The organism is Pullulanibacillus sp. KACC 23026, from assembly GCF_029094525.1.
Classification (GTDB): domain Bacteria; phylum Bacillota; class Bacilli; order Bacillales; family Sporolactobacillaceae; genus KACC-23026.
Genome location: NZ_CP119107.1, coordinates 2219207 through 2240091, shown reverse-complemented (window position 1 = coordinate 2240091; position 20885 = coordinate 2219207). Strand labels below are relative to the sequence as shown.

Below are 20885 nucleotides of genomic sequence, written 5' to 3'. Positions count from 1 at the left end.
AATCGTTTTACGTGTAACGACGATTCCCTCGCTTTGCGCGGACGTATTGCCGTGCCCGCGCAAAGCGAGGTTATTTTCGCACAAAAAACGACGTTTCAATGTCGGTGTATCCACAAGTCGAGAATTTTATAATTTCCTAAATCAAAACCACCCGTGATAACGGGTGGTTTGTTCTACGGCTGAAAGCCTCTGTTACTGGCCAGCCCTTCAAAGGGTACTGAAAGATTCCCCAACCGCACTACTTCTCCAGCTACCCTAAAGGGCTTCTTTTATTTTTTCTTGTTTTTATTCTTAATCTCTTCTCCTGTGAATGGATCTATATATTCAAACATGCTTAATTGTTCTGCAACTACGTCCTCTTGTAACTGGTTTCAAATGTATTCTTCAATTACTTTCTTATTTCTTCCTACTGTATCAACATAAAATCCTTTACACCAAAATTTTCGATTCCCATACCGATATTTTAAATTGGCATGTCGGTCAAAAATCATTAAACTACTTTTTCCTTTCAAATATCCAACAAAAGATGAAACACTTATTTTAGGTGGAATACTTACAAGCATATGTATGTGATCTTTACAGGCTTCGGCTTCAATAATTTCTACACCTTTTCTTTCACATAATTGTCTTAAGATCATTCCTATATCCTTTTTAAGTTTCCCATATATAACTTGTCTTCTATACTTTGGTGCAAAAACAATGTGATACTTACAATTCCATTTGGTATGTGCTAAACTGTTTACATCAGGTTTTGACATAAAAAGTCTCTCCTAGTTCGATAAATTTGGTTGGGGAACCACAATTTATTGTAACACTAAGAGGGGCTTTTTTTGATACCTCGCTGAAAGCTTTTCTGAACCCTAGGCATAGCCTAGGGTTTTCTTTTTGCAAAAACAATAAAAAAGGACGTTTAAGAACGTCCTTTTTGTACTCAATCGGTTTCAACCATGCTTTTTTCCCAAGCTCCTTTTATTTCAACACCCGTTGCTTTTGCAGCGGCTTCGAGCTTATGGATTTCCTCTTCTGATAAGCTCACATTGGCAGCCGCAACTGCTCCATCAATATGCTTGGTTTTGGTCACACCAATAATGGGAACCGTCCCCTTCGCTAGGGCATAGGCAATTGATATGGCCGCAGCATCTACGTTATGTTGTTGACCCATTTCTTTTAAAAGTTCGATTAATGGTGTGAGGTCTCGGAGGACTTCCGAATTAAATGCGTCCCCTCTCCTTGTACCGGCTTTAAAAGGATTGACTGCACTATATTTATCCGTGAGAGCCCCCTGCTCTAAAACCATATAAGAGAAAAAGACAAGGCCATGTTGGTTGCAATAATCAATGATCCCCGCCTCTTCAGAAGAACGGTAAATTAGACTGTAATGATTTTGGACGGCTGATAACTCGAATCCTTCTTTATTAAGGATTGCTGCAGCACGTTTGATTTCCTCTAAATTATGATTTGATACCCCTGCATGCTTAACTTTTCCACTTTTCATCAATGAAATCAGTTCTGCTGTCCATCTGTCTACATCCTTTGGACTGTGAATCCAATAAATATCTGTGTGGTCCACACCTAATCGATTGAGGCTATCGTTAAGAGAACCCTCTACATCTTCGCTAAAGCCTGGAGTAAACTTGGTAGAAAGAATCACTTGACTAGCGCCCTGTTCTTTAATAAAACTTCCTAAAATCGTTTCAGAAGCCCCCATACCATAGACAGCAGCCGTATCCCACAAGTTAAAGCCTGCTTGCATAGCTGCCACATAGACGGGTTTTAATTCTTTTTCAGAAAGACTGTTTCCAAAAACAGCATCCCCGCCATTGACTCCGCTTCCCCATGACCACGTACCCAAAGCGATCGGTGGGATTTTATCCTTTTTCATCTGAACTTTATTCATTTTTTATCGGTTCCCTTCAGGTTGGTTTCATAACCATTATTGACATGAGAAGGGAGAATTACAAGTAAATGGATTTGCTTTCTGTAAATACGGGAGAACACAAGAAGTTAGACTTTCAAAGGAAACAGGTATTGCTGCTTTTTTTAAATAAAATCATTTGTCAGTTAGCTAACGCTTTCCTTAAAGCGGTTGGGGGGGCCATTCCGACTAATCGAAGACATTCAACAGCAGCACCGTAGACAGGGGCGGCTTCTGGAAAAGAAAGCAATAGATCGGTGGATAGTTGACGGATGTGGTCTTGAAGCGGACCTAAGAAGATATCTCCTAAATGCTTTAGTCCGCCAACAAAGAAAATTTCAGATGGCGGGCTCTCATACTTATTAAGCCCTGCCTTAATAAGACCAACCAAACGATTTATTGCCTTTTCAAAAATCTCTAAAGCCACACTATCTCCCGAGCGTGCGGCTTCTCCTACTAGGAAAGCTAATTGGGCCAAAGCATCTTTTCCATGGCCATAAATCAGAGGGATTAATTCCGTTTCTTCTGCCAGATCATAATATTCTAAAATTAAAGATGTTAATAAGGTTTGGCTCCCTCTTCCATCAAACGCCTTCATTACAGATGAAGCAGCCATTCTCCCCATATCATAGCCGCTCCCCTCATCTCCTATTAAATAGCCCCAGCCACCGACCCGAAATGACTCCCGAGAATCATTTACACCAAACACTAGCGAGCCGGTTCCTGCTAGGAGAACAAGTCCTGGCTGACCATGTGTCCCACTCCAAAGAGCATTGATCCCATCATGATTAATCGTTAAATCTAAACTTCTAGGAAGAAGCTCGGATAAAATGCTTCTTAATTCTTTTTGCACCTTGGGATGGCTCGCCCCGGCAAATCCTCCAAAAACATGTTTAATGTTTGAGAAATCAGTCTTCTCTTCCACTAGTTTTTGAAATAATTCTCGCAAATGATTTTTAACCTCTGACCTTGATGCGCTATTTAAGTTCGAAGGCTTACCTATTACACGATTTAATAGATGCCCGGTTTCGTCAAACCAGACTATATCGGTTTTCGTCCCGCCTCCATCAATGGCTATAAATTGTGAATGAATTGGAATTTCTCCTTTCTCATATTCCATGAGGCGGATAAGTGATTTGGCCAAGAATGACCCGTTCTTTGGCTCCTGTTGCTTTTGGTATATTGCCGCAGCGCTTATGGTAAGTTTCATAAGCAAGTACAGCAAAAGCAATCGCTTCTTTGGCTTGAGAACAGAAGCCAAGATCTTCCTGTACTAAAACGCGACAATTAGGAAGTAGCTCCTGTATCATCCTTACCAAAGTATGATTAGAGGCGCCACCACCACTAATAATAACCTCTTGAATTGGATGATATGGAAATAGATAGTTCTCATAAAAATGGGCAATGGATGATGCGGTAAACTGTGTGGCCGTTGCAATTAAATCATTGTTACCTAATCTTTGGTTCCATTTTGCAAGCAGTTGATCAACAAATGCTTCACCAAAGTCCTCTCTTCCAGTAGATTTTGGCGGCTTTCTTTTTAAAAACGGATGCTGTAAAAGCTCTTCAAGTAAATCAGAATGAACCTTTCCCTTGGCAGCCACTCTTCCTTCGTTATCAAAAGGTACCCCCAGCAAACGAACACAAAGTTCATCAATAATCATATTGCCTGGACCGGTATCAGACCCTGACACATCATCAATTGAAGCAAAAGCAGGAAGAACAGTAACATTGCTAATCCCGCCTATGTTTTGAAGAGCACGATACTTCTCTGATCGGAATAAGAGATAATCGGTATAAGGGACTAAAGGAGCTCCTTCCCCTCCTGCTGCCATATCCATAGGACGAAAATTCGATAGGACTAAAGCGCCTGTTTCATAAGCAATGATGGATGGCTCCCCTAACTGAAGCGTTGACCTGCTAAGATTCCCTTCAGATTTTGGAATATGATAAAGAGTCTGCCCATGAGACCCAACTAAGTCAAGCTCTTCAATAGGAAAATTAGCCGCCTCACAAACCTTCTTCACCGCTTCCGCAAACCAATAACCTAACTTGAAGTTTAAGCTGCAAAGCAAATCTATTCGAGACGTCTGTGGGTCCATTGACCTTTTAATTTCTTCTTTTAAATGGGACGGCATATCCGCTTGATAAAACTCAATCAATTTAGCCTTGAGGGAATCCTCCTCTTCTTCTATCTTAACAAGCGCTGCATCGACTCCATCCAGAGACGTACCTGACATTAACCCAACAACGTAAGTCACTTAAATCCCCTCTTGAACATTTAATGACGTGATTTCCTCCTCTGAATGCTGATATACTAACTTCATATAAACAGAAGAGGCCAAGGATAGCCCTCAGCCTACACCGAAGGCCAATTTTTACAGTAATTTTTTCACCACATAAAATTTACGCGTCACTTCAAATCCTGTTTTCTTATAGAGATGACCCGCTGGACTTGTTTCACCTGTCCATAAGAACCAGGCCCCGTGAAGGCCTTCTGCTTTCATAGAATAGAGACAAAGATTCAAAAGAATTTTCCCGAGCTTTTTCCCCTGTTCATCAGGATCGACGCCGAATGGCCCAAACCGATCTGGAACCCCTTCATAGCCTCCGTGAAGACAGAATCCGACTAATCTATCATGATTGTATATCACCCAAATTCGCTCAAGTGGTAGACCTTGAGGAATCCCTTCTCGAATTGCTCTTCCCCAATCTGGATTGAACACCTCATTAGCAAATTGGATGACTTTGTATAGATCTCCATCCTTCGCCTTTCGAAAGACATAACCTTCTTTCTCACGTTCTCTTAAAAGACGTTTCACCTCATCCGACATTTTAAAATCGACAAGATTCCGATCCATCGCAACACATGGATACACCGTTGTAAAGCCTTGATTTTCTAAAAATAAAGCAGCTTCCGGATAATGTTCTTTATCAATGCCAGGAACTATATAATTCGGAGCGTAGGAGGAGAAGAAGATGGTCTTTCTATTTTGCTTTTTGAAAAACTGAACAGCTTTTTCTAAAAGCGTCGTCGCAATTCCTTGTCTCCAATAATCCGGTGAAACAAAGAAAAAAGTGATCCAACCATTCTCTTCTTCTAAATCCGTTTCATACATGGGAAGCTTCCGGCAGAGCCCATAGAGCGCTCCAACTAGCTGCTCCCCGTCCAACGCAACCTGTAGTCCCTCTGGATCAAAGTTAGCATCAAGTAAGATTAATCGCCTGAATCGTTTTAAATTAATAGGATCGGTTTCTAAGCAAGTATTCCAAAGAGATACAATACTAGTTTCATCACCCGATTGGTAGGTTCTGTAGGTAATCATAATGATTCCTCCTCCATTTCTGTTTCTGTCCCCTCCTCTTTAACAGATGAGAGAGTTTTTCTAACAAACCCCTCTTTTTCTTCAAGAAGTGCACTCGCTTCTACAGCATCGATATGCTTCTTTAACATCACAATAGCCGCCTTAACATTCAAACTAGCCGCTTCGAGCGCTTCATTTACAACTAGATCAGCTTCATTTGTTAACATTTTTAACATGTTAACAGCACGCTCCCGGAGTTTTTTATTGCTAATATTTAGATCAACCATCAGATTTTGGTAAACCTTCCCCATTTTAATCATGGAAGAGGTTGTAATCATATTTAAGACAAGCTTTTGCGCCGTCCCTGCTTTCATTCTTGTGGAACCGCTTATGACTTCTGGTCCAGTAACCACTTCCACTTTTACATCTGCTAATTTGCCAATTACAGAATCGTCATTACAGGCAATAGCGATGGTCTTAGCTTGTTGCTGCTTGGCATACCTTAAAGCACCCACCACATAGGGCGTTCGACCACTTGCCGCAATTCCTATAACCACGTCATGCTTCGTAATCGATTTCGTTTGAAGGTCTCTTTTTCCTTGTCCTTCATCATCTTCCGCACTCTCAACCGATTTAAATACCGCTCGTTCACCACCTGCAATAACAGCTTGAAACAAATCAGCAGTTACTCCAAAGGTCGGCGGACATTCAGCCGCTTCTAAAACGCCTAATCGCCCACTTGTTCCTGCCCCAACAAAAAACACGCGCCCTTGGTTCTTTAACCCTTCGAAAACCGTGTCAACTGCATCCGCAATATTTGGCAGAACCCTTTCAACTGCCTTAGCTACCAAATGATCTTCTTTATTAATAGCTGATACCATCTCTAGTGTCGGCATACAATCAATGTCAACTGTTCGAGTATTAACGCTTTCTGTTATTAAGGAATGGGCTCCCATTTATATCCCACCCTCCATCCTTTAGTATTTTCAAGCCATCGTTTCTTGTTGACACTAATACAATTCAAAATCCTTTATCTCTCGAGTAAAACGCTCAACACCTTCTCTAGATTCAGTCAAATAACGGAGTCCCTCTCCCTCTTCGACTAAACGCCGTAATTCGTCTGTTCCGGCTAACAAGTCGATAAATAGGGGGCGTCCTTCCGCTCCTTTTATAAACTCAAAGAGATTTGGAAATAGATCATGAATACCTTGTAAGAGGGTTACCCCTGTACGTACTGACTCTAGATTTTTCGAATCGATCACATGTAACTGAATGCCTTTGCATAATTCTCCGGTATACTGCGAGTAAGTCGGTGTAAAATAAGTTGGCCGCGACACAACCCCTGGTAGCTTTTGTGCGTTAAACCAATCTGATAGTCGGTGTCCATCTATATAGGGGGCGCCGACAACTTCAAAAGGATGGGTGGTTCCTCTCCCAAGGCTCACATTGACCCCTTCGAAAAAACAAGTTCCTGGATACAATAGGCACATATCAAGATTCGTCGTATTTGGAGAGGAGGGAACAAAAGGAAGATTGGTTTCTGAGAGTAACTGAGTTCGAAGCCACCCCCGTGTTTCTACAACCGTTAAATCACATTGAGGTTTTAGGTTTTGATTAAAAAATTGAGCAAGCTCTCCCATGGTTAATCCATGACGATTTGGAATCAAGTGTAAGCCAACAAAGGAACGAAATTCACTCTCCAATATAATTCCTTCACGGGTCACACCATTTATGGGATTGGGGCGATCCAATATAATACAAGGCAAACCAAGCGCTGCACAAGCTTCCATACAGTAGTAAACAGTATTCATATTGGTGTAATAACGGCTTCCAATATCTTGCAAATCCATCACGATTGCGTCAAGAGCGGAAAGCATCTCAGAAGTCGGTTTTCTCGTCTCCCCATATAGACTAAAGACGGGTAAGCCTGTATTGCTGTCTATTCCAGAATGAACATGCTCCCCTTCTTTTGCCGCATTTTGGACACCATGTTCAGGACCGAAAAGCTTTTTCAGCTGCCATTCCCTATTTTCTGCCAATAAATCAATAACAGGACGATAGTGAGAATCCGTCATCGTATAATTGGTCACAAGGCCAATAGCCTTCCCGCGAATTAATTCCATTCTGTCTGTTAGAAGGACTTCAATTCCTAATTGAACCATTTAACTCACCTCCCGTAAGTTCTTCTTCCTTCTCACTATGCAAAAAACAAGCAACGGAATGCTCTGATTCAATTTCAATTAATTGCGGTGAAGCCTTTGCACATTGTTCAGTTGCATGCGGACAGCGATTGCGAAAGACACAGCCTGCTGCAGGCGTTGGGGCATTGGTAAGTTCGATCGGCGGAATATCTTCACTCTTTCTCCAGGGGTCCGCAATGGATCCCAAGAGCAGTTCAGTATAGGGATGCTTAGGAGAACGACTTATTTCATCAGAAGGACCATGTTCCACAACCTTCCCACGGTAAAGCACAACAATTTCATCGGCTAGCGCTCTTGCCGAAACGAGATCATGCGTAATATAGATGAGGGAAACCCCTTGATTCTTTCTTAAATGGTCTAGAAGATGCAGGATTTCTGCTCGAATAGATACATCCAGCATCGAAACAGGTTCATCTGCTATGATAAGGCTTGGCTGAGATGCCAATGCCCGAGCAATTCCCACTCGCTGCAATTGACCTCCAGACAACTCAAAAGGTAACTTGCCAATATAATCATCTACAGGTGATAAGTTCACAATGTCTAAGAGTTCCCTGACTTGCTTTTCAACCGTTCTTTTGGTATAGCCTAGATAATTGATAAGCGGTCTCTGAAGTGTATAAGAAATCGTATTTAATGGATTGATTGAAGAAAATGGATCTTGAAAAATCATTTGAACCTTTCGCCTATAATCGAACCATTTACTTCCACTTAATTCTTTTATGGTTTTACCTTCAAATATAATAGAGCCGGAATCTGGTTTTTCCACACCGGTTATTAATCTCGCTAAAGTCGTTTTTCCGCTCCCGCTTTCCCCAACCAAAGAAATAATTTGTCGTTTTTTTAATTTAATAGATACATTTTGGGAGGCCCGAACAGGATCGGATGATTTCCCCTTCTTATAGGTTTTATTAATATTTTTCAGTTCCAAAACGACCTCGCTCATGTCCTAATCCCCCCTAATTTCTGATTAACAACATGACACGCAACTTGACTATCTCCATATCGTTCAAGATTAGGGTCTCGTTCATGGCAGCTAGTCTCAACGTACTTACAGCGCGCTGCAAACGAGCAACCTTTAGGAGGATGCTTCATATCCGGTGGACTTCCAGGAATTCCTTTAATTTCAATCTTTTCTTGTCTAGGGTCTGCAAAACATCCCAATAGTGCCTCCGAATAAGGATGAAGGGGATGTTCAAGCAACTTGCGCCCTGATTGCATTTCAACAAATTTCCCGGCATACATCACCGCAATCCGATCAGCCATTTCAAGGACGGTTCCAAGATCATGACTGATAAAAATGACAGCAAAGCGGTGCTGTTCTCGCAATTCTTTTAAATTTTGAAGAATCGAGCGTTGAACGACAACATCCAGTGCTGTAGTTGGTTCATCCATTATCACGAGTTTTGGATTTAGCGCAAGAGCAAGGGCAATCGCCACCCGTTGTTTCATGCCACCCGATAATTCATGCGGATAGCGGTCCGCAAAAGAAGGATCGATATTAACCATATTTAATAATTCTTCAACCCGTTTCGCTATCTCTTGTTTTGTTGAATGGGTATGTGCCTTAAAGGTATCTTCAAATTGTTTCCGAATACTTAAAACTGGATTTAAGGCATTCATCCCGCTTTGCATAACTAAGGAGAACTCACTCCAGCGTAAGGGCCGAATCTCTTTTTCAGAAAGAGAGGTTAAGTCCTTTCCTTCAAACAATACACGGCCACTAACGATTCGGCCGGGATGGCGCAGCAAACGCGTTATGGCGTAGCCTAAAGTAGATTTTCCGCAGCCGGACTCCCCGACAATACCAAGGAATTCCCCAGGCTCCAATGAAAAAGAAACATCTTTTACAGCCATAACTGCTTCTGGTCCAAATCCATAAGCCACATCAAGACTTTCAACATTCAGCAAAGACATAGTCCACCACCTCCCTTTTGAGTTTTAAACAGTTTCTTTTATATCACTAGTATTTATCACGCGCTCATGTTTCTTGCTTTTCTTAGTTGATTTGTTTAATCGAGGATTACTTAGCCGGTCTACTGCAAAATTCATTAATACAAGGGCAGAGCCGAAGATCGCAATGGTGGCGCCGGGCACAAACATCCATACCCACTTTCCTTGTAATAAGGCTCCCCCAGTTTGGGCCCAATAAAGCATCGTTCCCCAGCTTGTAACGGTCGGGTCTCCCAGCCCGAGAAACTCTAGACTGGACTCTGCCAAGATAGCAGAAGTCGCACTGCCGATTGCCCCCGCCGCAACAAGAGACATCATATTTGGTAGAATTTCACGAAATAAAATTCTAAACAAGGAATCACCAGAAAAACGGGCAGCTGTAATGTAATCTCTTGTCCGCAATGTCTTGGCTTGCGCCCTGAAAGCCCGAGCTCCCCAAGCCCAGCTTGTAAAAACGATAACAAGAACAATAATTCCAATCCCTTTAACTGGGAAGTAAGCAGCTAAAACGATCATCAACGGTAAAGCAGGAAGAACTAAGAAGACGTTCATCGCATAAGAGAGGATTTCGTCCACAACACCCGGAAGATAACCAGCCAACAATCCAATAATTAAACCTACTAACGTTGTGGAAAGCCCTGCTAGAAAGGCTACTAATAAAGAAATGCGTGTTCCATACACCCATTGTGAGAAAATGTCTTCACCTGTTTGAGTTGTTCCAAACAGATGCTTCCAAGATGGATCAAGCATGGAATCAAAATCATCTTTTTGCGGTGAATAAGGGGCAATGATCGGAGAAAAGATCGCCAATAAAACAAAAATCAATAGAATTAAAACCCCTATTCTCGACTTTTTATTTTCCCAAAACGGAAAGAGAAAGCGATGAAAAAAGTCGCTCACCTCACTTCACCTCCCGACGGATACGCGGATCAATAAGTACCATAAAAATATCTGCCAGAAAATTAGCTAATACAACACAGATAACGATAATAAGGAAAATGCCTTGCATGAGAGGGTAATCCTGATTTTGGACAGCTGTGAATAATAAGTTTCCCAAGCCAGGGTAGGCAAAGACTTGCTCAACAATGACATTCCCTCCCACCAAAGTTCCTATCATCAATGCAAAAGAAGTTAAGCTTGGGAGCATCGCATTTCGCCCACCATAGGAAACAGCCACTTTATTATTTTTTAGTCCCTTTGCTTGTGCCAAAGTCATGTAATCCTCTGATAAAACCGCAACCATATTATTTCTCATGGTCAAGAGCCATCCTCCTAAAGAAGTTACTAAGATGGTAAAAGCAGGCAAAATAGAATGATAGAGTGCACTGTTTAGAAATTGCATATTGAAGCTTGGAATCATATCAGAACTAAATCCTTGTGATAATGGAAACCATTGCAGAAGATAGCCTAAGACGTAAACCGCAAGCATCGCCACCCAAAAATATGGAAATACCTGAGTGAATGTACTTGAAATAGTCAGGACTGAATCGAGCCTTGTTCCATTACGCCAGGCTGTAATGATGCCAAGGCCAGAACCAATCAAAAATCCCAATACTCCGGTGATACCAAGGAGCACCAAGGTCCAAGGCAAAGCTTGCCCTATTAAGGCACTAACTGGCTGTGGATAAAAAGTGTAAGATAACCCAAAATCAAAGGTGAAAACCTTTTTCCAATAAGACAGATATTGTTGCAAAAGTGTTTGATGGCTATTTAATCCCAACATGATTTCAATGGCATGAATTTGTGAAGCCGAAACCTGCCCTTGCCCTCTAAATTTAGTTAAAATCACTTCAGCCGGGTTTCCGGGCATTAAGCGAGGAATAACAAAGTTTAGAGTTACAGCAGTCCACAATGTAAGAATTAAGATGGCTAAACGCTTAAGAAGATGGCGCAAGTTGATCTTCCTCCTTAAATGTGAATCCCGACAGACACCTCCGCCGGGATTCTCCATTTCCCTTACTACTTACTTAGACGCTAACGTGAGATGAGTCATAATCATTTCTACATCTGGCATGGCAAAGGTTGGGGTTGCATAAGGATTTTTGGCATCTGGCCAACCAACAAACTTCTTCGTGCTGTATTGGTTCCAGTTCGCATTGTAGAATAACGGAATGAGTGGAACTTGTTCATACATAATGGCTTCTAACTGTTGAATGATTTTCTTTTTGTCTGCATCTGAAGTAACCGATTTATATTGATCTAATAATTGATCTGTCTTTGGATCCTTCCAACCTTCGTAGTTTCCTGCCGCATTCTTGTCTCCGCTGTGAGCATTGCTGCTGTTTAAATAGAGATTGTAATAGAACCAAGGATCATACAAGTTAAGCCCTGTTGTAAAGCTCATATCAAAGCTTCCTGTCCCAAGATCCTTTGACCATGCTGCCACTTCAGGAGTTTTAACGGTCAAATCAATCCCGATTTTAGCAAGTTGATTTTTAATTAGTTTTGTACAGGTAATCCAATCTGTCCATCCTGTTGGAACCTCAATACTGAATGCAACTTGCTTTCCGTCAGGTCCGATTAATTTACCACTGCTATTTTTCTTATAACCGATGCTTTTTAATAGACTAAGAGCTTTGTCAGAGCTGGGTGTATTATACCCGTATTTAGCTTCTAAGCTTTGATCTAAGTAATCGTTTTGTCCAGGTAAATGCAATCCTGAACGATCTGCCGGGGCATCGTAGCCGTTTTCTCCTTTGGCACTCAATTCTTTTGTGTCGATGGCATATTCCATGGCTTGACGGAATTTCACATTATTAAATGGCTTTTCATTTAAATTCATCACAATATTAGAAGCGGCCGATTGTGCGTACCAATAATGATTATTTTTTGGATCTTTATCAATATAAGTCTTTTGTACATCTGGTACGTAGGCCTGTGTCCAATCATACTTCCCTTGAGAAAGATTCATATCAACCGTATCCGCTCCATTTAGAGCAGGGAAGATCAATTGTGATTCATGAATCTTATCCGCTTGCCAATAACCCTTATAAGGGACTAAAGTATATTGATAAGGTGTGAATTTTTGTAGTTCAAAGGCTCCTGTCGCAACCGGGGTTTTACCGTCAGCTGGGATATTAGTGTATTGCACAGGATCATCCACTTTTGACCAAATATGCTCAGGAACAATTGGTATCTGATTAATGTAAGTAAACGCAGGTGTATCCGGTTTTGAAAATTTTATGTCAACTGTATTTCCATTTGCCGTCACACTCTCTAAAGTGGTCCAAAGACCATGGGAGTCAAGCGCTGGGAAGTTCTTCAACATGTTAAACGTAAAGGCAACATCTTTTGCGGTAAACGGTTGCCCGTCATTCCACTTCACTCCATCACGAATGGTATAAACAAGATCAGTAGAACTGTTCCATTTATAACTTGTTGCGAGCCATGGGGTTTCATCACCGGTCTGCGAACTAATGTAATAAAGTGTTTCATACATCCACGCAACCCCTTTTCGAGCATTTACCGAAAAAGGATTCCAGTTTTCTTGAAAAGTAGGAGACCCATCATCCGTCGCGATGGTCATAGGTTGTGCGCCTGGCGTGCTTGAATTGTTACTGCTCTTGGATGAGGTACTTGTTGTGGATTTGCTACAACCTGTTAAGATAGAGCTAATCAACAATGCCAAAATGGCAAATACTAATAACTTTTTCGACTTCAATACATTTCCCTCCCAATTTCAATCCGATTATAGAAGACCAACTAACTAAGTCCCTCCCAATACGAAATAGAATCTTATTAAATCCCCTTGGCAGCATCACCTCCAAAAAACAGAACTAGGATGCAACTTAAAGACTTACGGGCAGTCGGCCATCTGCTTGAGATCTGCCTAATCCAACGTCAAGAGCGGCGTGAATCGCTTCAATCGCATCATCATAAACGCAGATCCCATTTTGTATGTCCCCCATTTCCTTAAAAGGGTAAGGACCTCGAACAGAAATCACCATCGTATTTGGTTTGTTAATCATCGATTGAACCCATGATGAATAGAAATCCTTTTTTGAAAGAGAGTAGATAAATAGAATTTTGAGATCTTCTGATTTAAAATGAAAATCATTGATATCTTCATTGATTTCATAAGGTAAAATTGGCACATCATACCTTATTAACGCCTCTTCAATTGGGGAACGATCTCTTTTATCTTCAGCTTGATTTAATGGGATGTATTTAGGAAATAGCGCATAAATTTTATGAAACTCATTCCATTTATTACTAGTGTTGTTTTTAATCATTGTCACACTTTTTTGGTAGGCAAGCTTTGAGAGCACTCTATGTCTATTTGATCCGACAAATTCAAAATCGACCGACTCTTTGAGGACCTCAGTCCAGCTTCCAGTATATTTATCTTTTAAATTCATAATGCGTTGATAATGTTGTTCGATCTCATTTTCCGTTATCTCACCATCTATTACGGCCTTTTCTAATGCTTCAATCGCACACACCTGTCGCTCAAAAGTATGAGAAATCATCGCTAAATCGGCCCCGGATTTTATCGCTTCAACAGCCCCTTTTGCTACCCCAACTGTCTCTGAAATAGCGTTCATTTCTAAACAGTCAGTTGTGATAACCCCATTAAACCCCAGTTTTTTTCTTAGCAACTCAGTTAAAACATTCCTTGATAAGGTTGCAGGTTTTCCAAATTCTTGTTCAAGGGCCGAAAAATAAATATGGGCTGACATGATAACATCTGCTTCCTGCTTGATTCCTTCAACAAAAGGGATAAGTTCACTATCAAATAGTCTTTCAAGGGAGTGATGAATCACCGGTAGATCAAGATGTGAGTCCACATCTGTATCACCATGTCCCGGAAAATGCTTCAAAGTGGAAGCGACTCCTGCTGATTGCTGACCTTTAAACCAACTTGCAGCAAGTCTAGCAACCTTTTGAGGAGATCCCCCAAAAGAGCGCACATTGATTACTGGATTATTCGGATTATTATTAACATCCACCACAGGAGCTAAATTCCAATTAATCCCCAATTCCTTTAATTCATGACCAGTCGCAAGGCCGATATCAAAGCATAGTTCCAAATCATCAGCAGCGCCTAAACTCATTGGCCCAGGGAAGACAGTTACGGGTTCCTTAAGACGCCTCACAATCCCGTTTTCTTGATCAAGACAAATGAGCAATGGTTTAGTATGCCCGGCCTTTTTAGCCTCGTTCTGAAGAGCGGAGGTTAATTGTCTTACCTCTTCAGGGGAACCGATGTTGCGACTAAACAAAATTACATGACCGACCTGATAATCATGAATTAGCTTCTTCATTTCGTCAGTTACACTTGTTCCCGTGAAACCGACAACGAATAATTGGCCTATTTTATTTAACAGATGATTTCGAATCATTTTGTTAAGACTCCTTGTTCAGAGAGGGAAACCTGGAATTTCCTTTCCTTTTCGGATATTCCCTCCTACTGGAAATTTTAAAGTTTGCGCATAGGTCGTTCGATTTTGGCAACCTCTTATAGTACCAAGCGCCTTATAGTAATCAAAATAACGGAAGTCCTTGGAATTCATAACAAACCAAAACTTTGAAATAGCCTCTAAATAAGTTTCAAAGGTTTCCGTGACGTCCACATAAATATCAGGAACATATTCCTCCATGTCTTCCCAGTTTTCACTATGAAGATAGCTATAGTATTTCGGTGGATAGCCCTCTAACTCGAAACCAGACAGACCAGCCTTCAGTTGTGCAGCCTCGACAATTTTAGGAACATTGGAGTGATCCGAATGGATACTCTTCACCCAGTGTGTTAAGACTAAATCTGGTCTTAATTTGCGAATCTGAGTCGCAACTTTAATAACCGTTTCCTCATTTACTTGAACCTCGGCATCTTTATAATCCAACGTGATGCATTCGGCACCGATAATGGCGCAGGCTTCTTCTGACTCACGGATTTTTTGGTCGCGGTAGACATCAACTGGAACATCTGGCGGATTTCCTTTTTCGCCGGCCGTTAAATGTAAAAAAGTGACCTTATGACCTGCTTTAGCGTATTTAGCCGCAATTGCCCCTACCTGAAGCTCCCCGTCTCCACAATGTGCATCAATCACCATTAAATGCTTTTTGTCACCCATTTCTTTAGTCCCCCTAATACGAATCATTTTATTTGGATAAAGTTGAAGCCACCACGTTATGAAAGAGTCTGCGGATCCGATTCATGTTCACTTCTCTGCTTATATGAACACGGTTCGTTAAAAGGATAAGGCCTATTTCTTGTTCTGGATCGATCCAAATAGAAGTTCCAGTAAACCCAGTATGACCAAAACTCTTAGGTGAGAAGAAGTAACCCAAAGGGGAATCACAAGAATCAACCAGTTGCCATCCTAATCCTCGATTTAAACTAAGATCCTTTGTAAAATTACGCTGACTGGTCTTAATCGTACTTCGGGACAAAAACTGTTTTCCATCTCCATCAGCCCCTTGTTTTAAGAACATTCTGACATACTTCTTTAAATCAAAAAGTGTGGCGAACAATCCTGCGTGCCCGCTTACCCCTCCTAATTGATGAGCATTTTCATCATGTACCGTCCCCCAATCGTAAGTCTTTTTTTCTGGTCGGAATTCTGTAGGCGCGATCCTTTCTTTAGCGCATTTAGGATTAAATACAGTTTCATTCATATCAAGTGGAAGAAATACATTATTTCTAGAAAATACATCGAGCGAATGCCCTGTTAAGTCTTCTACCAAGAAGCCCAATAGAATAAAATTCAAATCACTGTAAATAATTTCTCGTCCTGGATTTGCACCAGACGTGAGAATGTGTTTCTTAACTTGTTCCTTAGTCCAATTATATTTAAAGAAAGGTATATGCCAGGTTAATCCTGAAGTGTGTGTCAATAGATGCTTAATTGTGAGAGTAGTGCTGACCGCTTCTGGGTAAAAATAGCGAATGGGATCATCTAAATCAATGACGCCCTCTTCAATTAAAAGGAGAATACTGGGGAGTGTGGCTGTTACTTTTGTTAAAGAAGCCAAATCGAAAACGGTGTCGATTGTCATTTTAATAGGTAGATCTTTATGGGACCATCCAATGGCGTTTTCTAGGAGCGTCGCTTCTGCGTTAAATACACTATAAACAGCTCCCGGCAGTTGATTTTCGTTAACCATTCTTTGGAGCAGGTGATCCACTTGATTTGTTTGGATCATAACAAAACTCCTTTCCTAGGATTGGCCTTCCTTTCCCACCGAAATAACCTTTAAACCCTATTGAGAGGACTATTTCATGCGATAAATCTGTTCGATCCTATTGCGGGAACGATTGAGATAGTCTACCGAATCCTCATAACTATGCCCTGCTACGGCTACATATAAGATGTCAAGAATGGTAAGTTGAACTATTCTTGAAGAGGTTGCAGCACTTCGACTATCCGATTCTGTTGATAGAGTTTCAATGTGCACATCACAAAGCTGGCCTAATGGATTACTCCCATACTTTGTAATAGCAATAGTCTTAGCTCCTTGCTCTTTAGCTGCTTTTATACAATCAATAACTTGAATGGTCTCTCCCGAATTAGAAAAGGCTACTGCCACATCTCGTTCTGACAGAGTAACAGCTGAAGTCAATTGAAGATGCGAATCCGGGTAAGCACTGCAAGACTTGTTAATTCGCATAAACTTGTGTTGCGCATCCTGTGCAACTAACTGAGAAGCGCCTGATCCATAAAAATCAATACGTCTCGCTTCACATAGAAGATTAGTTGCTTCTTTAATTTTGGAAGGATTTAAAATACGAAGCGTTTCATTAATCGAAAAGATATTATTTTTTGATACAGAGTGAATAAGTGTTTCAATGTCACTTGTTGGGCTGATCTCTTGGTATTCATTTCCTCCATGAATTTGTTGGTCATGAAGATCGCCTGCGACTCGGAGCTTTAATTCTTGATAGCTTTCTAATCCAAGTGATTTACAAAGACGAACAACGGCTGCTGGACTTGAGCCACTTGCCTTTGCTAATTCACTGACGGTCATCCCAAGCATTTCTTCAGGGTGCTCCATTATGTATCTTGCTGCATTGATTTCCGAGGGATTGATCATTCCGATTGTTTCTTTAATAATTGATAGTCCACCTTTTAGCATAAGCACCACCATTTTTGTAAATGTTTTTTTATGATATTCACTTGTTTGAATTTTAATTTCATTTCATTAAAAATATAGTGAAATTTTATTTTACGATAAGTATACGTTGTCCAAGGCTGCCACGCCATTAGTTTGTAAGGATATTTACCATACAGTTCTAATTCGCACATCCCCTATTTAATTTTGTAACCGTTTTCTTATTTATATTAACATCTTGAATTTTTATTTCAAGTTAATTTTAAAAATTTAAAATTTTATTTTACAAATAGTATAACCTTGTCTAATGAGATCACTCTACATTCTTGTAAGATTATCTGTCATTTTATCTAGTCTCTAATTTTGGAAGGCTGATTTAAACCTTATTGCTTTTAGAATAAGTGTCAATCCAAGAGCATCCTATTAACTGGAAATCCATTTGCGATTCATTTTCGGAGAATTGTTGTGGACAGCCTTTTACCTTCCCTCCAAGTAGGTCCTGCATAAAATTCTTTATTTCAGGATTTAACGCAGGACCATAAAGTACAATCGAGAAGTTAAAGAAGGCGCAGGTTGATCCCCTTAAAACTAATCTAAATCCATAGTTCCTTTTATTCTTGAAAGGTATTCAGCGTATTTTATCATAACCAAACTAATAAGGAAGCCTATACAACCAAGAAGAAATTCTTGTGTTAAAAGACTGTCAACCTTCGAATAATCTTCACTATTTATAATTGCTTTAGTAAGTTCGACGCCTCTTGTTAACGGTACACATTGGGCCATAATTCGGACCCACACAGGCATCGCTTCTAAGGAATAGTTGGCACCGCTTAGAAGGAGCAGCAGGCTTGCAAGAAGATTCGACCACATATGCATAGAAGGAGACCAGAGACAAAAACTGCCAATGATCAAACCAAATCCGCAAGCTGAAAATATTGAAACCATCCAAATAATAATCAGAACACCGAACGTCGTGAATGGAAGCTTAATCTGAAAGACGAGCATACCGAATAAGAAAATAACCTCCAATTAAAATAAATCCAATTGTTTGGAAGACAAACCTTTGTATTCAATCCCTAAAAGGTGTTGAAATTCTTTGGCGTTTTCCGCTGCGTCACCACCGGAGTTATTATTAAACAACACCACTATATCCCGAGAATCCTTTGCTAGTTCCTGAACAAAAGATTTCATTTCTGCCAATTCTAGTTTACTATAGTGATACAAAAATCGGACGTCTCGCCAATTAACACCCTCTTTCTTATTCCATCCTTGAACATGTCGACCATGCATTCGAACAATGGTTAGATTGGGATCGATTGCAACTGGCACAAACGGAACCGAGCCGATGCCGGCCTGAGGTTCATCCGCAATCGAGTGAATCCATCCTTCCCGCTTCATAAATAGCAAAGTCTGCTCCCGGTAGTTCGCTTGATACCAAGATTGATGTCGGAACTCCAAAGCAAGCGGGATATCTCCCATCATTTTTTTACAGTGTCTTAAATAAGCCACATTTTCTCTTCGGCAATCAAACCAAGGCGGAAATTGAAATAAGACGGCAGCTAATTTTTGGCTTTCCAAATACGGAGACAAGGACTCCTTGTAGGCATGGAACATCTCCTCAACCGTTGAATAGGGGATCTCGTTCTTTCGCTGGTGCTGAGTCATCCCTTGATAAGCCTTCACGACGAATCGGAAGCCCTCCGGCGTCTCACTCACCCATTTTTCAGCATGGCTAACAGCCGGAATGGCATAAAAAGAGGTATCCACTTCAACGATAAGAAAATGACTGCTGTACTCCGTGAGCTTGTCCTTTGCTTTTAGACCTGGAGGATAAAGAGAAGGATGATCTCCCCATCCCGTCAAACCAATGTAAATCATATTAAACGACTTCCTTTCAAAAAAGGAGAATGGCTTAACGACTTGCCTTTACGTCGCCTCTCGGTCACCTGAAAACTTGCCCTCTTCATAAACAGGTTGAACGATGCAATTTCCTAAAAAGGATTCCCTTATACAAGAATCTTTAATTATTAAAACTCACTTCTACTCAAATGAAAATGGACCTTTCTCGTTATCCGATTAGAAGAAAGGCCGTAAGCATGTTGATTTTATTATACCATTTTTATATTTTTATTTCGTATACCGATTCGCATAAGAACTCGCGACAAACGACATCGGTTTAATTCTCGGTTCAATCCCCATAGCTTCAATACGTGCAGTCATCTCTTCCACAAAAATACGTGTCTTGTTTCGCTTTCCTGATCCAATGTCGAGATGTCCCTCCATCGTAAAAGTAGACCCTTTATAAATATGCGGCAGGACAATATCAATCAGCTGATTCTTTCGTTCTTCCGAAAACATAGAGACGATATCTTCAGTCAGTGACGTTTCAAAGGAGATTCGTTCATGCAAATTGGTCATTTGACGAGGAACGACCACCCTGCGAATACAGGCCCATGCCCCTTTTCGTTCCTGCTGAATAACAATCCCTGTTATAAATCGAGTATAAGTAGGGTGCACTTGTGAATCGGTTCCAACCATTAACTTGAAATTTCCGCGCGGATCGCGTTTCATAAATTGGACGATATACTCGAAGACCTGCTCAAAGGACATCTCTTTTTCTTGCAAATTTTGAAAGGTATAATTATACAATTTAAAGTTAGCCATTTATGTCACTCCAGACGTTTAGAAAGTCATTACCTCTTTGACAATTATGCGGTGTGACGTTTTTTTCATTGTGAAGACTTTGTAAGCTGACGAGTAAACGATCAAATATTTCATTCCAAGAATAGGCTAAAGCAGAAGCCCTCACCTGCTGATTGAATGTCTCGCGCAGTTCATCATTGGCGAGAAGATAGCCTGTATATCAACTAAAAGCTGCTCCGTTCTTGGAGGGATATAGAAAACTGGTTTGATTGTTTTTGATGAGTTGCTGAAACGCCTCCAGCTTCTGCCCCAATGACAAGCAATCCTGATCCAAGCGCTTCTAAAACTACATTGCCGAACGTTTCGGTTGCAAATGGGAATAGAAAAACATCACTTGAAGCATCGATCTCAGCTAGTGACTCGCCTTCAATAAAAAACGTAAAAGTGATTTGGGGGTGTTTTCTCTGTGAGAGGTTTTAAAAGGGGACCATCACCTACAATCAGTAAATGCGTGTCCTTCTGAAGTGGTGTGGGTAGTAAATCGAATGTTTTAGGAACGGTTTGGATAAGTTTTTCTTGAGAAATTCTTCCTACATATAATAGTATGTGTTTTTCTTGTATATTATAATACTTCCTGATATTTAAGAAGCGTTTGTCGAGAGAAAAATAGGCTATGATCACAATCGTATTCCAAAAAATACAAAAAAACGAGAGCCCGCTGCCATTGTAGACAGATGCTCTCATTCATGTACATGACCTTTAGTTGCTTATAAGTTCTCTCTTATTTGTTGTCGCTCCCGATTTGCCTGCATTTTTGCC

20 protein-coding genes and 1 pseudogene are annotated in these 20885 nt (G+C 40.7%); all 21 read right to left on the bottom strand.

Going from position 1 to position 20885, the window contains the following annotated elements; all coding sequences use genetic code 11:
* Positions 1-269: 269 nt before the first annotated feature.
* Positions 270-758, bottom strand: a pseudogene (gene tnpA, locus PU629_RS10510) (IS200/IS605 family transposase).
* A 173-nt stretch (positions 759-931) separates the two neighbouring features.
* The gene (locus PU629_RS10505) at positions 932-1897 is read right to left on the bottom strand and encodes an aldo/keto reductase (protein ID WP_275284203.1); all 966 of its coding nucleotides are present in this window, start codon (positions 1895-1897) and stop codon (positions 932-934) included.
* Between the two features lie 160 nt (positions 1898-2057).
* The gene (locus tag PU629_RS10500; protein WP_275284202.1) at positions 2058-3059 is read right to left on the bottom strand and encodes an N-acetylglucosamine kinase; all 1002 of its coding nucleotides are present in this window, start codon (positions 3057-3059) and stop codon (positions 2058-2060) included.
* Positions 3025-4155, bottom strand: coding sequence for an anhydro-N-acetylmuramic acid kinase AnmK (anmK, locus tag PU629_RS10495; RefSeq protein ID WP_275284395.1), 1131 nt, complete (start codon positions 4153-4155; stop codon positions 3025-3027). Before anmK ends, PU629_RS10500 begins: the two co-directional genes overlap by 35 nt.
* Positions 4156-4293: 138 nt before the next feature.
* Entirely contained in the window at positions 4294-5241 is a 948-nt protein-coding gene (locus tag PU629_RS10490) for a GNAT family N-acetyltransferase (protein WP_275284201.1), read from the bottom strand.
* Positions 5238-6176: an N-acetylmuramic acid 6-phosphate etherase gene (gene murQ / locus PU629_RS10485; RefSeq protein WP_275284200.1), complete on the bottom strand. Its 939-nt coding sequence runs from the start codon at positions 6174-6176 to the stop codon at positions 5238-5240. Before murQ ends, PU629_RS10490 begins: the two co-directional genes overlap by 4 nt.
* Before the next feature lie 54 nt (positions 6177-6230).
* Positions 6231-7382: an exo-beta-N-acetylmuramidase NamZ family protein gene (locus tag PU629_RS10480; protein WP_275284199.1), complete on the bottom strand. Its 1152-nt coding sequence runs from the start codon at positions 7380-7382 to the stop codon at positions 6231-6233.
* Positions 7363-8364 carry an ABC transporter ATP-binding protein gene (locus PU629_RS10475; RefSeq protein WP_275284198.1) on the bottom strand — a complete coding sequence of 334 codons (1002 nt, stop codon included), beginning with the start codon at positions 8362-8364 and terminating at the stop codon, positions 7363-7365. The genes PU629_RS10480 and PU629_RS10475 overlap by 20 nt, the downstream gene beginning before the upstream one ends.
* Positions 8361-9335: an ABC transporter ATP-binding protein gene (locus PU629_RS10470; RefSeq protein WP_275284197.1), complete on the bottom strand. Its 975-nt coding sequence runs from the start codon at positions 9333-9335 to the stop codon at positions 8361-8363. Before PU629_RS10470 ends, PU629_RS10475 begins: the two co-directional genes overlap by 4 nt.
* Before the next feature lie 24 nt (positions 9336-9359).
* Positions 9360-10271, bottom strand: a complete 912-nt coding sequence (locus PU629_RS10465) for an ABC transporter permease (RefSeq protein WP_275284196.1) — start codon at positions 10269-10271, stop codon at positions 9360-9362.
* Position 10272: 1 nt separating this feature from the next.
* Positions 10273-11265: an ABC transporter permease gene (locus tag PU629_RS10460; protein WP_275284195.1), complete on the bottom strand. Its 993-nt coding sequence runs from the start codon at positions 11263-11265 to the stop codon at positions 10273-10275.
* Positions 11266-11334: 69 nt separating this feature from the next.
* Entirely contained in the window at positions 11335-13032 is a 1698-nt protein-coding gene (locus tag PU629_RS10455; protein WP_275284194.1) for an ABC transporter substrate-binding protein, read from the bottom strand.
* Between the two features lie 127 nt (positions 13033-13159).
* A complete protein-coding gene (nagZ, locus tag PU629_RS10450) occupies positions 13160-14713 on the bottom strand; it encodes a beta-N-acetylhexosaminidase (RefSeq protein ID WP_275284193.1) in 1554 nt (517 codons plus the stop codon).
* Between the two features lie 18 nt (positions 14714-14731).
* Positions 14732-15445, bottom strand: a complete 714-nt coding sequence (locus PU629_RS10445) for a PIG-L deacetylase family protein (RefSeq protein ID WP_275284192.1) — start codon at positions 15443-15445, stop codon at positions 14732-14734.
* Positions 15446-15473: 28 nt separating this feature from the next.
* Positions 15474-16517 carry a serine hydrolase domain-containing protein gene (locus PU629_RS10440; RefSeq protein WP_275284191.1) on the bottom strand — a complete coding sequence of 348 codons (1044 nt, stop codon included), beginning with the start codon at positions 16515-16517 and terminating at the stop codon, positions 15474-15476.
* Positions 16518-16586: 69 nt separating this feature from the next.
* Positions 16587-17447, bottom strand: coding sequence for a MurR/RpiR family transcriptional regulator (locus tag PU629_RS10435; RefSeq protein WP_275284190.1), 861 nt, complete (start codon positions 17445-17447; stop codon positions 16587-16589).
* A 564-nt stretch (positions 17448-18011) separates the two neighbouring features.
* Positions 18012-18452 (bottom strand): ABC transporter permease, encoded by a 441-nt coding sequence (locus PU629_RS10430; protein WP_275284189.1) that lies wholly within the window; start codon positions 18450-18452, stop codon positions 18012-18014.
* Entirely contained in the window at positions 18453-19301 is an 849-nt protein-coding gene (locus tag PU629_RS10425) for a DUF72 domain-containing protein (RefSeq protein ID WP_275284188.1), read from the bottom strand.
* Positions 19302-19550: 249 nt separating this feature from the next.
* Entirely contained in the window at positions 19551-20087 is a 537-nt protein-coding gene (locus PU629_RS10420) for a ribonuclease H-like YkuK family protein (protein WP_275284187.1), read from the bottom strand.
* A 203-nt stretch (positions 20088-20290) separates the two neighbouring features.
* On the bottom strand, positions 20291-20473 hold the full coding sequence (locus tag PU629_RS22590) for a glycosyltransferase (RefSeq protein ID WP_481900511.1): 183 nt from the start codon (positions 20471-20473) through the stop codon (positions 20291-20293).
* Positions 20474-20492: 19 nt separating this feature from the next.
* Positions 20493-20810, bottom strand: a complete 318-nt coding sequence (locus PU629_RS22585) for a glycosyltransferase (protein WP_481900489.1) — start codon at positions 20808-20810, stop codon at positions 20493-20495.
* Positions 20811-20885 lie beyond the last annotated feature (75 nt).

Excerpts from the sequence above, each read along its gene's own strand:
- PU629_RS10425 (WP_275284188.1), bottom strand. The coding sequence starts at position 19,301 with ATGATTTACATTGGTTTGACGGGATGGGGAGATCATCCTTCTCTTTAT.
- PU629_RS10475 (WP_275284198.1), bottom strand. The coding sequence starts at position 8,364 with ATGAGCGAGGTCGTTTTGGAACTGAAAAATATTAATAAAACCTATAAG.
- PU629_RS10470 (WP_275284197.1), bottom strand. The coding sequence starts at position 9,335 with ATGTCTTTGCTGAATGTTGAAAGTCTTGATGTGGCTTATGGATTTGGA.
- PU629_RS10505 (WP_275284203.1), bottom strand. The coding sequence starts at position 1,897 with ATGAATAAAGTTCAGATGAAAAAGGATAAAATCCCACCGATCGCTTTG.
- murQ (WP_275284200.1), bottom strand. The coding sequence starts at position 6,176 with ATGGGAGCCCATTCCTTAATAACAGAAAGCGTTAATACTCGAACAGTT.
- PU629_RS22585 (WP_481900489.1), bottom strand. The coding sequence starts at position 20,810 with ATGAGAGCATCTGTCTACAATGGCAGCGGGCTCTCGTTTTTTTGTATT.
- anmK (WP_275284395.1), bottom strand. The coding sequence starts at position 4,155 with ATGTCAGGTACGTCTCTGGATGGAGTCGATGCAGCGCTTGTTAAGATA.
- nagZ (WP_275284193.1), bottom strand. The coding sequence starts at position 14,713 with ATGATTCGAAATCATCTGTTAAATAAAATAGGCCAATTATTCGTTGTC.
- PU629_RS10480 (WP_275284199.1), bottom strand. The coding sequence starts at position 7,382 with ATGGTTCAATTAGGAATTGAAGTCCTTCTAACAGACAGAATGGAATTA.
- PU629_RS10440 (WP_275284191.1), bottom strand. The coding sequence starts at position 16,517 with ATGATCCAAACAAATCAAGTGGATCACCTGCTCCAAAGAATGGTTAAC.
- PU629_RS10435 (WP_275284190.1), bottom strand. The coding sequence starts at position 17,447 with ATGCTAAAAGGTGGACTATCAATTATTAAAGAAACAATCGGAATGATC.
- PU629_RS10420 (WP_275284187.1), bottom strand. The coding sequence starts at position 20,087 with ATGGCTAACTTTAAATTGTATAATTATACCTTTCAAAATTTGCAAGAA.
- PU629_RS10490 (WP_275284201.1), bottom strand. The coding sequence starts at position 5,241 with ATGATTACCTACAGAACCTACCAATCGGGTGATGAAACTAGTATTGTA.
- PU629_RS10445 (WP_275284192.1), bottom strand. The coding sequence starts at position 15,445 with ATGGGTGACAAAAAGCATTTAATGGTGATTGATGCACATTGTGGAGAC.